Here is a 13039-nt window from a genome sequence, read left to right as displayed (position 1 = left end):
GTGCTTAAAGATTTAGTTTAATAAAATTTAAATAGCAAAAAGTGGTGAAAAAAGCAAATTATAATAAAATTTTTTACGAATGTGATCTTTAAATACTTACTATTTTTTATTGAGGTGTCCATAGAATTCCCACAGAAAAAAAAGAACTCAGTTCTACACTCAAACAAGTACTAAAAGATTTTGGAAATCAAGAAGCTATCAAAATTGCCAAGGTTTTGCTCACCGCTGATGATGAAACTACTGACGAAAAAATTGCAGAATTGACCAAAATTAAATTAAATATAGTGCGAAAAATTCTTTATATTTTAAATGAAAATAAATTGACTATATTCCGTCGGGTCAGAGATAAACGAAGTGGGTGGTTTGTCTATTATTGGAATGAAAATTTTGATTATCTTCCTATCTTAATTAAAGAGCGTGGTAATGAAGTGATTGAAAAACTTGAAATCCGAATGAAATATGAAGATCAAAATTATTTCTTCCATTGTAATAATGGATGTTCCCAACGTTATATCTTCATTGATGCGATGGAATTAAATTTTCAATGTCCTGAGTGTGCTGGCGGAATCTTGGAAGAAGATAGAAATGTTGAAAAAGTTAAACATCTCAAAGATACGGTTGTGCAATTACGTCAGAATTAAAAAAATAGAATAACATTTCTTTTTTATGGCTTCTCCTTCATTTCAAGTTATTATACTTAAAGAAAAATAATAAAAGTATTCAATCTAACAAGGTTGTTCTTGTTTTTTGGAACGATTTCGTAATTTCAGAATTAGAATGCTTATTGCGATGGTTGCTATTGATATTTGACCAATTGGAGCGATTAATTGTTTTGAAATTGTTATATTTAGGGTGTATTTAGTTTCTCCCTTTATTGGCATAACAACTAAAACAACATATTCTTTTCTTATACCAACATTTTGATAATAGAGGGTTAAAGGGTAGGTTTCACTTTCAGATTCTAAAAAATCATCAGCATATCCATAAAATACTGCCATTCCTCCTGTTTCTGAAGTACTATCATGTAAATCAAAGACTGCTTGCATATCAGCAATAGCATTTAAAGAGATTAGATAATACGTTACTCCTCCAAAACCGGGACCGTTAATTGAATCTGTGAAAATGGTGCTGGAACTAACTTCGATTGGATAACCCAACCAACTGCCTGGTTCTTTATGGAACTCAAAGCCATCTCCAGATAATACCTCTAAAATAAATAATCCTTCTCCAGCATAAGATTTAATTTGTATCCAAACGGTTTCATTTGAATATGCATCATACCCTAATACTTCGGGGTTATTGAAGGTTTCCATGGAATCTATTAATTCTACATCACCTTCTTCTGTTTCTCCATATAAGAAAAGATCAAAATCACTTGAATCGAAATGATTTAATGTGTTCAGTACAAAGTTATATTCGGCTAAATTCACCTCCACAATGAAACTTGATACGATATTGGTCATCATTCCTGCAAATGTTGTATTTTGGGTAAATTTATACGCGGTATTTAGAGTTGTTTCTCCGGTTAAATATGTCCCATTAAAATCACTAAGGAAAAAAATTGATGTATTGTAATCGATATCAGTATAGTTCACTAAATCGAAATTAATTTCTACAATACATACAATTTCTGTATTTGATTCGATTTCAAACAGATCGACTGAAAATGACAAGTTAATGGTTAAATCTGGACTAAAAACCCCATCAATCATACATTCTGAATTACTTGACGCTAATGATGTATTTTTAATATATAATTTAAAGCAAGGATTTATGATTGTTAAATCCCCGATATTTGTAAAATTAACCATCAAATCACCTGATTCTCCGCTATCCAAATTACCATCGCCATTACTACTTTGAGTTTCAATGATCTTTAAACCACTCCACTGGATCCCTAAATGTGCCATACTGTGATATTCTTTTAAGAAAGAAGTCCAATTTGTCATAAATGCGAAATCATAGCGCTGTTCATAATAATCTATCATACTCGCTGAATATGTTCCCGGAAAGAAGATTGACATGCCCGTTGCGCTATTCATATTAGTCTGTTTGAAAGAAATAATCATCTGATCGTAGGCAATTAATACATTTTTAGCATTATTTCTCCAAGTGGAGTTTGAAGATGTCTCTTGAATCAATGTGAGGAAATGTCCTAAATCAATCAAAAATGGATAATCCATTTCTAAAGCAATTTCTCGCAGTTGTTGCAACTCAATTCTGCTTTTAGGTGTTAAACCATTCAATAATCCTGTTGTAAAGGTTCCAAAAGCTTGAGTCAAGTTTTGAATTTCTGCCATAGAGATTAAAGTAATTGTTGTTGGAAAATTGTAGCCTACTTGAGAGCTTAAGGAAGTATAATAAGAATAGTAACTATTTACAATTAAATGTCCTAAATCCAAGCCTGTGAGAACGGAACCATTAGTTAACCCTTGTACTATTTGAACATAATCAAATCCTTGCCCTGGAATACTTTCTTGAGATGCAACAAAATAATCACAAAATTCTTTAAACTCATTAACCCATTCTACTAAATTCATTAAACAACAATCAAATGAAATCAAATCCCATTTTTGAATTCCTGAATTTTCGAATACTGGGAGAATTTCTTCAATTTCCAAACCATCAGCTTCACTTGTATCATCGGTTTCATTTATGGTAGAATCATCAAAACAGACACCATATTGACCTGCTCCATGATCCCAAAAATTGAACCCCCAATGATTTGCTGGATAGTTAATCTCCGCATATTGAATAAATTGTTGCAATGTGGTATTATCTCCCATATTAGGCTCAGATTTCCATTCTGTAGGGTAATTTAAGGCGACAGTTGTAAAATGAAATTGATCATAATCATTAGATATAAGATATAAATTTGCGGGTTGTTCATAACGATCCCATAAAACTAAAATGTTTATTTTTGCACCATTCACGAAACCCTTCTCCATTTCATTTAGATCTTCTACCGCTTCAGGATCGAGATCATTATCACCACAAAGGTATATGAGATAAGTCCATTCGTTTGATTCTGAATGTGATAACGGTGTCAATTCTTGTTGTTCATCAAAGATTGATGGACTATTTGTTACTATAAAGAATGGGAGTAAAATGCATGCAAAGAAAATCATTCTAATGTAAAAAATCTTTTTCATCTTAAGATATATAAGAATAGACAATTTATGATTTTTTGTAACCCCTTAGTCTTATGCCCAAAAGTTCAGAGTTTTTTTATAAAAAGGAAGAAGAAATACAATAAATTTCTAATTTCGATGAACTTAAATCCATTAGTTCATTTTTTCATTGACTTTTTAAAGGTGCAATTTCAAAAGATAATATATAGCAATTCTTACTAATTACTAATTAGGGATTTAAAATGTCAGAAGAAAATTATGTAGTCAAGATTAATACAGCTTTATCAAACAAACCGTTCTTTGTTAAAATCAGTAACCCTGATATGAGCATTGATAGAATTTTTTCTGAAGCGATTCAAACTTTAACGAATACGGGTCGACCATTAGAGAGTCAACAACTTTCACAGCTGTATGATCAGCACCAAATTTTTAATTCGGGGAAAACCATTCGAAAAGGGGATCTGTTCAAAGATTTGGCTCAAACGTCTCAATCTGTTGGAGATCAGAATGTGGTGGTTGCAGAATTGGATTTAGTGACCAGTCACTCGGGTGGAATGTAATTTCTTTTTTCATACTTCTTAATAAATCATATCATGCCTTTACTTTTTTCTTCCCTTTTCATAACCCTATGATATAACAATTTAATTTCATGGTCAGAAGTTTTTTTGGTGATCTTCCATTCATTTGGGTAGGTGTTAAAAATGGTTAATCCTAAAGTTAAAATGGAAACAAATAAGGGCACATTAATGATAGAATTGTACCCAGAACATGCCCCTGGAACTGTCGCAAACTTTTTGAAGTTGATCAATAAGGGATTTTATGATGGTCTTACTTTTCATCGAGTAATTCCTCAATTTGTAATTCAAGGAGGATGTCCAAATGGAACTGGTACTGGTGGTCCCGGTTGGAAGATTAAATGTGAAACTGATGGAAATCCGCTGATCCACAAACCTGGTGCTTTAAGTATGGCGCATGCAGGCAAGGATACAGGTGGAAGTCAATTTTTCATCGTCTTAACTCGCGAACACACTGCCCATTTAGACGGTAAACATACAGTTTTCGGACAGGTTGTTGAAGGACTTGATTTGATAACTTCCATTAAACAAGGCGACCGAATGACCAAAGTCACCCAAATTGAATGATCCCATTGATTTCTATCTTTTTTGTACTTTTCTTCAAACAACCAAACCAAATTCTAAAATTCTAAGGAGTTATTCTTAAAATGCCTCAAATTTTCCGTGCTGCTAATCTTGTAAGAGAATTGGATAAAGAAGACCTTCGTATTTTAACTGGAATTGAATTGGGGATGCGCCGATTCCAATTTGTCCCTGTGGAACAAATTAGTTTTTATGCCCGAATTAATCGTTCTGAAACTCAATTTAGATTGGATAAAATTCATCAAATTGGTATTTTACAAAGAAGTTCTCAGTTGGGATATATCGGTTATCAACTAATTTCTGAATCTTACGATGTTTTGGCACTAAATGCACTCGTTGAAAAAAATATTGTAGTTGCCGTAGGTGACGCTATCGGGCGGGGAAAAGAATCGGATGTTTTTTTTGGAAAAACTCCCGATGGAAACGATGTGGCTCTAAAAATTCATCGTATTGGTCAAACAAGTTTTCGTAAAGTAAGGAAACTTCGCAATTATGTGAAAAATCGTCGTCATATTTCTTGGTTATACGTAAGTCGCCTATCTGCTGAAAGCGAATATGAAGCATTGAAACGAATTGAACCTTTAAATTTGAATGTTCCAAAAGCTCTTGGCCAAAACCGGCATATCGTGGTTATGGAATTGATCGATGGCAATGATTTAAGCTTGATCCCTCCGTTAACGGACCCTATGGATGTAGTCAATCAAATTTTGCGCATTGTTGAAGCTTTATTTACCGAAGCCCACTTAATTCATTGTGATTTAGGTGAATTCAATATTGTAATGGCTGCCGATGAACAAGTTCAATTGATCGATTTTCCTCAATGGGAAGAGTCTACCCATCCAAATGCTCTCTCTTATCTGGCGCGAGATCTGCAAAATATTCAGCACTTTTTCTTGAAAAATTATGAAGTTACCTTTGATGTAGATGAATTTCTTGATAGAATGTTTGGTTCTGAACGATCACAGTTAGAAAAATATTAAATCAAAATTTTGCGTTATATCTAAATCTACTCTTTCTTCTTGGCAATGAATAGCCAATCTTCAGAATATTCTATTTTTTCTGGTGAATGTGGTTTAATTTCTTGGACTTCCTCAAATTTTGCAGATAAATGGCGCTCTAATTCTTCTTTTTCGATTGATTTTCGAAGATAGCTAATTCTTTGAATTCCGTTATTTTTACTAATTCGTTGCATTTCTTTTAACCCTTGAGCAAGATGGGGTAAGTTTTGTAAAGTTGTAAGAGCGAACACATTCGAAAAGCAAGCTGATCTAAAGGGTAAGTTTTCTCCATCACAACAAATTAAATGGGTACCCTTTACTATTGCCTCGGATGATGTAAGGTGATTTTCTATCTTATGGTAAAATCGGTTTAGCATACTTCGAGAAAGATCTATTCCTACAATACGAATAGGATCTGGCGATTGTGATATATGGTGTTGTTGATAGTTGTTTTTTTGAAGAAAATCCCAGAGTAATCCAGTTCCTGCTCCAAAGTCTAATATGTTTTCACCTATTATGGGATATTCCTGTGTAAGATTGTTAAATTTTTCAAATTGCAAATTATAATACCGACGATCATAAGTTTCTACATAACTGAGCGAATTATACCGTTCTTTCATCTTTTGCTTTTTTGTTTTCTCCAATTTTTTTCCCTGATTATATTTTTTTTGAACCTTCCTTTCCATTAAAAACAAACTTTCTTCCTATAAACGTTTTAAGGATGGAAGCATTTATTTAGACCATATCAACCCCTAGGGGAGAAGAATTAATAATGGCTTATAATAACTCACGAAATCCATTGCGTGCTTTGCAAAAACGTATCGGTCAAGAAATTGTTGTTCGGTTAAAAGATGGCACCCGATATGTTGGGAATTTAAAAGAATATGATAATTTTATGAATATCATCGTAACCAATGCTGTTGAATTTACCAATAACGAAGAATCCGGAAAATTCGAAGAACTATTTGTCCGTGGAAATAATGTGTTATTTATCGAGCCCGAAGCAAATTAAGTGTTAACTCTCTTCTTATTCTTTTCATTTTTTATTTTATTACTCTTACTTTCATATTTTTGCCATTTTCTAATAATCAGAGAATTGAGTGGTATAATCTGCTCTCTTGTTGTTAAAAATCTTTACTGCTGGATGCTGAGAGTTTTTTTTAGATAAAAGACAAATCTGGTGGAAAATAAATACAGTAGATTTAAAATAATAAAAATTCAATTTAAAAATGAAATGACTCTTGAAAACCATGAAGAGGAAGAAAATTTAACTGCATCTCAATTTTTTAAACGATCAAAAGGTAAAAAAAACTTATCAGAAACTGAGAGAGTGAAGCATTTATTTTTTGCAGTTCTTTGGTTAATTGTTTTTGTATTTTTAGCATATGCAATTATATTTAAAGCTAGTGTCCGTAATTCTTATATCATTGGGGCAATTTGGGGGTTTGGTTTAATATGGTCCATATATCGGGATTTTAAAGGATTTCTCACTGGAGAAATGACAATTTATAAGGATCCTTCAAGTGAGGAAACCAAAGCACAAAAATTTTACACGAAATCTGGCACTCCCGCAAAACTTATATTGAAAACTTTAGTTTTAGGTTTGATTTACGCAGGATGCTTAGCAATTATTGGATATATGTTATATTTAAATAATGATTGGGATCAAGGAATTCTATTTGGTTTTGTCTTCAACATCGTGGGGGGTTTGATTCATCCATTTTTGAGTGGTTTATTTGACACAAAAAAGAAATCTGAAGAAGAATCGTCTGAAGAAAAAGCAGAAAAAAGTAAAATTCATCGAATTGAAGAATTTATTACCTATACTCACCAAGTTCCCATTGAATTTTATGCACATGGAGAAATTCCAAAATGTGGAACATGTTCAGATGATCTCTTTGAAACAAAATCTGTTTTGTGTAACACGTGCAAAAAACTTGTGTGCTATGAATGTGTTCCAAAAGTTTTTAGAAAAGAAGAAGAATTCTTATCAGCATCTTGTCCTTATTGCCATAAAGAAAAATCTCTTGAGATTGTTTTCCCAGTTGAGCAAAATGATGGAATTACCTTGTTTAAAGTTGTTCCTGATCAAGGTACTTTGATTTTATTTGGGCTTGGTTTAGTGTTGTTATTGGTGAATATAATTTGGGGATTTGAGGATCCTAACTATATAATATTGAGTTGTATTATATTATGGAATATTACTTGGCTTTATGCAATCCTTCGCCCCATATTAAAACATAAATTTCCTCCGAAAACAAAAATTCATTTTTATTCTATAATGGATGCCACTTTATTTTTCCTGTGGATAATTGTTGCATTTGATGCACTTATGATTTTTGTATTAACAATATCCCTCAATATAACTGTCCGGATCTTTTTAATAACCTTTTCAATTGGATGGAATTTGTTAGCATTTTATGGAATCAAGCACATTGCATTAGATGAAGTAAGGGATAGTTATGAGTTTATCAGAACTAAAGATTCCACTTTTGGAATGACAAAAAGAAAAACTACTGAAGAAACTGATTTGAAACCAGTGCAAAGTCGTATTCGATCTAGAACTGGATATTATGCTAAGGTTAGAGAGCAAAATAGGGAGAAAATAACGCCTTATTTCAAAATTATTCTTATTGTTACCCTTATTGGAATCGATGCGACGATATTTAGTTTAATCATAAATGATCTAACTGGGCTAGTAGCAAGACTTATTGCTGGATTTTTCTCGGCGCTGTGTACCATATTTATAATTTGGATCACTTATATGATTATTAAAGGAAAATTATTTCACGCTAGTCCATATCATATTCGAGATGAGCGTGCCAGCCGATATTGGAACTAATTTTTTTTCTCTAATATTTGATGAAAACAATTAATTAGTAAAGAAGTTTAACCTTCAGTTTTTAGCTTATTAAAAATGTAAAAACTGCAATCGGGTGAATAATTTTGCTCCCGTCCATCTAAAGTTTCGATATACTGGATTAATGGTTCTGGAGTATTGTAGATATCCGCATTTTTTTTTTGACGGCTTAAGGATCGAATTTGTTCAACAGTTTTTCCATAATAATTTTTGATTGTTTTTACTGTTAGTTTCGAAGGAAACTCATGTTGCGTGAGAATCCGAAATAAAAGGGCATGAACTACATTAATTGGCCAATCGTGGGCTAAAATTCCATAATAATTTACGAGATTTGTCTCTTCTCTCTCTGGAAACATCCGAATATCAAACCATCCCAATCCCGCTAGAAAATCCATTTTTGATTCTAAACTTTCAATTTGCATAATTCCACAGTTGGTCAAAATCATCATGCCCAAAGAATCTCCCACTTCAAATTGTTTATTCTCTGGCAGACTTTCTAATAAGTTTCCCCAGATTTTTTTGGGGTATAATCCCATTGGAGATCTATCATACGCTTCTATTCCTAAATTCGATTGGGTGACCACAAATTGACTCATCTGCAAATAAGTCCGTGCTTGAGTCGCTTGACGTAACCGAGTATTATCGCTTGCTTTTTTCAAATTATCTAGAATGCTTTGTTCGATACGAATAGTGAAGGCTTTTTTTAAATCCACCTTATCATTCTTGGAACCATCCCTATTTTTTTTTGATTTATCGGCTACCATGTTTCCTTCCCCTTTTTTGCTTTCAATGTTGCTATGATATATACAAAGAATGACCTTAAATATTTTGTCATCAAAAAATTTCTTTGAAAATGTAGGGATTATTTGAATGCTTGAATCAATTCTCGAATTGTTCTGCTGAATTGTCTTTTTGAGTTGAAAATATTTCAATACATCATCCTAAGGTATGCATTATCTTCTGAATCCGTAAATGGGTTCTTCCATTTAAAAATTATATAAAAAAACTCCAAAAAATTCAATCATGATCATAATCTATAAATAGATCGTCCCCATCTTCAAAATCGTCATCAACCTTTCTTTTTTGAACATGTTTGGGGTTAATTCTTCTTTTTTTTGCTTCATAGTCCCAATTTTTTCTTGATTTTTTTGGCAACTTCTCACCTCACATCACGTTTTTCAAATCAATCCCAATTTCTGAAAAAGTGCTGTCACAATTAAGGGAAATCCAATTGTGGCATCAACCCAAACACTTTGATGTGTCGCGTTCTTTGCATATTTACCCCATGAAATACTTTCCGAAATCGTACATCCGGAGAGGCCACCATCGTATTGTGTTGCTGTATGAAATCTTATACTATAATGATAGCCATTGTATTGTTTTCCCCCCGTACCTTGATCCATTTGATCCAAATATGGGAAAACTTGTTGTGCCCAATTGCGGGGAACTCCTCCGCCTATAATTATTGTGCCATAGTGTTCGTGCTTCCTGATCAAGTTTGCAAAATATTCGATATCCTTAAGCTCATCCAGGGTGATATTAATATCGTTGCGTTTTCGGTATTTCATCAAGTTTAAACCTAGCTCCGAATCGGAAGTTGCTCCACAAAATATTGGCGTCTTATTTTGATAAGCTACTTGTAATAATCCTCTTCCGGGTAGTTTTTCCCCTAAAAATTCGAAGAGTTCAGAAGGAGTAAGAACATGTTTTATCGATGGACTAAATTTTTCTGAAATTATTTGCAGTAATCCATCTTCAGCATATCCATATCCCTCTTCGGGTAAAAAAATATCATAAATTCGATTTATCCGGTGTTTATACAATTCAGCATCATCAACACCTTCAGCTCCGATATAATGGGCTTGATGTTCGGGTGTTGGATCAAAGGAATTTACTATTGAATGAATAATGTTTGCACCTGTTGTGACAACAGCATCAATAATGTGATGTTCAATCAATTGGCAGACAATTTCTTCCATTCCAGCTGGAACCATTGCTCCCGAAAGAGTCAGAACTTTTAGACATGACTCTTCTTGCACCATTTGGAACATCACATCCAATGCTTTTCCGAGATTTCGCCCTTGGAAAGACGTATGTGATAAAGCTTCGAACGCGTCTTGTACAGTTTTAACTTTTTTAGGATCGAATGGTTCTACTTTTGACCGTAACAGGTGTTTCGTCATTTTTTTCTCCAATTTATTAATCTTTATTGATTATTCTAGGATAAAAACTGCTGCAGCAATAACGGTGGTGTATTCACCATCTTTTTCAACAATTGCTGTTGCGGTTGTGCTTTTGGTTTCGATGATTTTGTCACTCAAGTGAAAAATCTCCCGTTTATCATCATAATTCGCATCAATATCAAAAGGAATTCCCAAAGTGCTTGCTAACATGGATGCTGCTAAGTCTTCCGCAAAATTACCTGCTGTATCTTCATCTTGCCCGAAAGAATGATGTTCACTTAGGTATCCATAGTGATTTTCGTCTCTTGGTTTTGCGACTCCAATCGAAGCAGACACGAGCCGATTTTTTTCATTTGAAGAATGTCGAGCCATTACACAAAATGTTATTTGTCCTGGCTTTATCCTTTTCATCCCTTCTTCCCGTGAAATTTCTTTGCAATTTGGTGGAAATATCGAAGATACTGTAACCAAATTCAAAAATGATATTCCTGCATCTCTCAATGCTGATTCAAACGATTGGAGTTCTTTTTTATTTCGTCCAACTCCTCTAGTGAAAAACAAAAATTTTGGTATCATTTATTCAATCTCCTGTTAGTAAAAAAAAATTATATTTTTAAAACAAATTTTGGGTGTAACTTCGCTTCTATAGTACCTAGTGAAAGGGATTCAATTTTATTAATGATTTTCTTTCCGCGATACAAGAATTGTGTTTCTGCTACATCGGAGAAGATTGTTATTCCATCTTCCATTTCTTGCTCACAAACAAAGAATCGTTCTCCATCAATTTCCAAAACCTTCTTCACACAATTTATGTGGGGCAAAGCATAACCTCCCCCATGTGGGAGAACATTAAGATTTTGTAAATGTGGCAGGACTCCCAATTTTTTCGCTCGATTTTCAAACCCAAGATCATCTATCTGTTCATCTGATAAATTAGGAAGTGCAGACACAATATATAGTGGTAAATCTGATCGTAATGCCACAGGAAAAAGTTTCCTTGAATCATCGGTAATATGTTGAGCTCCAAGCAATATCTCCCCATAAGATAGTAAACCTTGATGCATTGGGTTGGAAATAACATCGAATTTACCAAAAAGTAGTTCTGCTACCTTTTCTCGTTTCTCGGCTGCAAATTTTTTAGCATATTTGAAAAACTCAAAATATTCTCTTGCATTTGTACCATCCAAATAATAACTTGGACCAAAAGGTGTTTCTATTTTATTGCACATATCGTAAAGAGTTTTCGAGCTATCATAATATAGTCCAGGACCTTTACTGGTTTCATTTCGTAACTCGGGAACCGAACCATGGATAACAAACATATATTTTGGGAATTTACTGGGATCTCCGAATTCTTGATCTGTCTGGAATACATCAATAAAATGATTTCCCTTCTTGAAATCCCATTGTAGTTTGATATCATCAATATAACTGTCTTGTGTGATGATTGTATTGATTTGTTTTATTATTTCATCTGGTTTTGGAAGTTTGTCTAAACCGCCTACAAGCATTCCGCATGCATTAGGTTTGGTATCGATGAAAATAAAGGGATCTTTTTTATCCCCATATGTCAATTTTCCACCATATCCATAGCCTGATTCCCAACGCTTTCGATTTCGGGATATCGTTTCATCAGGAGTAGAAATAAATGTTGCATCAGAAACACCACCAAGTTGATTTTGGACATAATGCATCTTAGCCAAGCCATATTGAAAATTGTTCTTACACAAACTGGCTGCCCCATCATCAACACCTAAAGAAAAGTAGTGTTTCTTGGAATTTTTTAATATTTCCTCACGATCTTGCAAAATAGATTTTTGCATAAAATACATCATTCCTTCGCGAACTTAAATATAATTAAATGCTATAGTATTGTTCTGACTGATACAAATTAAAATATTCTTCAAACCCGTTTATTCGTTCAGAATATTAGCGTGAAGGCTTTATGGAGCAAAAGAAAGTTTTCGTTTTCTCTTCATTTTTTAATGAATTTGGATATTTAATACTTTCCAATGAAAATTGAAAAGGCGCTTTCAATCAAAAAAAAAAGAAATTAACCTCTCAATTTTTGATAGATATAGAGTAATCATTTATTTTCTTTCCTATAGAATCCATACAATTTGAGCAAAAGTCTATGTTCCAAGCCTGTGAAGCTAGTTTAATAAGAAAAAAAATTTTGTTATCCGGAAAATACTTGGGTCCACATTTTAACTACTTAAAATCTTCAAGCTGAAATGTGATTCTCTTTAATTGTCCTTTTCCTTCCCCTTTAGTTTTTCTTGGGAGTTTATTAATCATTTCCTCAGCTGCTTTTTCAATTGCCTTATCTAAAAATTCTGCCAGCTTCTCTTTTGCATCACCAGAAACTCTGATTTTTTGGTCGTTATGAATGAGAAGTTCCTTAATTTTTGAAATTCTTACATATTTTGCTGTATATACCATAATGAAATACCTTTTCAACTACGATGAATCACTAGTGATTCTGACGATACAATGATTTTCTCAAAATTTAAAGCTTTCTTTGCTTTCCATATGGTCTTCTTATCTATTGGGCAGTAATCCATTAGTAAAAACTATTCAGACCACCACAAATCGATTTTTACAAAGATAAATTGATCCGTTGTGGGTGATTTTCAAGATCACAAGAAATGTTTGCTAGTTTTTTTTACTTTTCCTTCCATTTTCCATGCGAAATGTTTCCAAGTAAAGT

14 protein-coding genes are annotated in these 13039 nt (G+C 33.2%); 6 read left to right on the top strand and 8 right to left on the bottom strand.

Translation table 11 applies throughout. The annotated features are described in order from the left end of the window. Positions 1-125: 125 nt before the first annotated feature. Positions 126-641 (top strand): transcription factor, encoded by a 516-nt coding sequence (locus tag NEF87_RS10325; RefSeq protein ID WP_371806847.1) that lies wholly within the window; start codon positions 126-128, stop codon positions 639-641. 84 nt (positions 642-725) lie between these two features. On the opposite strand, the gene NEF87_RS10320 is transcribed toward NEF87_RS10325, so the two are convergent. Next, on the bottom strand, positions 726-3152 hold the full coding sequence (locus NEF87_RS10320) for a clostripain-related cysteine peptidase (RefSeq protein WP_457919732.1): 2427 nt from the start codon (positions 3150-3152) through the stop codon (positions 726-728). A 221-nt stretch (positions 3153-3373) separates the two neighbouring features. Between NEF87_RS10320 and NEF87_RS10315 the strand changes: the two genes are divergently transcribed. From NEF87_RS10315 to NEF87_RS10305, 3 genes are all read left to right on the top strand, one after another. Then, complete coding sequence (locus NEF87_RS10315; RefSeq protein ID WP_371806460.1) at positions 3374-3691, top strand: hypothetical protein; 318 nt, start codon at positions 3374-3376, stop codon at positions 3689-3691. 141 nt (positions 3692-3832) lie between these two features. Next, positions 3833-4273 (top strand): peptidylprolyl isomerase, encoded by a 441-nt coding sequence (locus NEF87_RS10310; protein WP_371806459.1) that lies wholly within the window; start codon positions 3833-3835, stop codon positions 4271-4273. Positions 4274-4353: 80 nt separating this feature from the next. Further along, entirely contained in the window at positions 4354-5268 is a 915-nt protein-coding gene (locus NEF87_RS10305) for an RIO1 family regulatory kinase/ATPase domain-containing protein (RefSeq protein WP_457919731.1), read from the top strand. Positions 5269-5294: 26 nt separating this feature from the next. Here the strand turns inward: NEF87_RS10305 and NEF87_RS10300 are convergent, their stop codons facing one another. Continuing rightward, positions 5295-5930 carry a class I SAM-dependent methyltransferase gene (locus tag NEF87_RS10300; protein WP_457919730.1) on the bottom strand — a complete coding sequence of 212 codons (636 nt, stop codon included), beginning with the start codon at positions 5928-5930 and terminating at the stop codon, positions 5295-5297. A 128-nt stretch (positions 5931-6058) separates the two neighbouring features. On the opposite strand from NEF87_RS10300, the gene NEF87_RS10295 reads away from it, so the two are divergent. Together NEF87_RS10295 and NEF87_RS10290 are read left to right on the top strand one after the other, a co-directional pair. Beyond that, positions 6059-6298 (top strand): LSM domain-containing protein, encoded by a 240-nt coding sequence (locus tag NEF87_RS10295; RefSeq protein ID WP_371806456.1) that lies wholly within the window; start codon positions 6059-6061, stop codon positions 6296-6298. 222 nt (positions 6299-6520) lie between these two features. Continuing rightward, a complete protein-coding gene (locus tag NEF87_RS10290) occupies positions 6521-8128 on the top strand; it encodes a hypothetical protein (RefSeq protein ID WP_457919729.1) in 1608 nt (535 codons plus the stop codon). A 47-nt stretch (positions 8129-8175) separates the two neighbouring features. Here NEF87_RS10290 and NEF87_RS10285 read toward each other — a convergent pair whose 3' ends face one another. The 6 genes from NEF87_RS10285 to NEF87_RS10260 form a co-directional block, all read right to left on the bottom strand. Continuing rightward, positions 8176-8910, bottom strand: coding sequence for a hypothetical protein (locus NEF87_RS10285; protein ID WP_457919728.1), 735 nt, complete (start codon positions 8908-8910; stop codon positions 8176-8178). Positions 8911-9163: 253 nt separating this feature from the next. Beyond that, a complete protein-coding gene (locus tag NEF87_RS10280) occupies positions 9164-9301 on the bottom strand; it encodes a hypothetical protein (protein ID WP_457919727.1) in 138 nt (45 codons plus the stop codon). A 23-nt stretch (positions 9302-9324) separates the two neighbouring features. Continuing rightward, the gene (locus NEF87_RS10275) at positions 9325-10329 is read right to left on the bottom strand and encodes a deoxyhypusine synthase family protein (RefSeq protein WP_457919726.1); all 1005 of its coding nucleotides are present in this window, start codon (positions 10327-10329) and stop codon (positions 9325-9327) included. A gap of 30 nt (positions 10330-10359) precedes the next feature. Next, entirely contained in the window at positions 10360-10905 is a 546-nt protein-coding gene (locus tag NEF87_RS10270) for a pyruvoyl-dependent arginine decarboxylase (protein WP_457919725.1), read from the bottom strand. Positions 10906-10934: 29 nt separating this feature from the next. Further along, a complete protein-coding gene (locus NEF87_RS10265) occupies positions 10935-12152 on the bottom strand; it encodes a hypothetical protein (protein WP_457919724.1) in 1218 nt (405 codons plus the stop codon). 388 nt (positions 12153-12540) lie between these two features. Further along, the gene (locus tag NEF87_RS10260) at positions 12541-12771 is read right to left on the bottom strand and encodes a hypothetical protein (RefSeq protein WP_371806450.1); all 231 of its coding nucleotides are present in this window, start codon (positions 12769-12771) and stop codon (positions 12541-12543) included. Positions 12772-13039 lie beyond the last annotated feature (268 nt).

Source organism: Candidatus Lokiarchaeum ossiferum (assembly GCA_025839675.1).
In the GTDB taxonomy this organism is placed as follows: Archaea; Asgardarchaeota; Lokiarchaeia; order Sigyniarchaeales; family Promethearchaeaceae; genus Lokiarchaeum; species Lokiarchaeum ossiferum.
The sequence above is the reverse complement of the archived record's forward strand: the minus strand, read 5'-3'. Positions and strand labels throughout refer to the sequence as shown.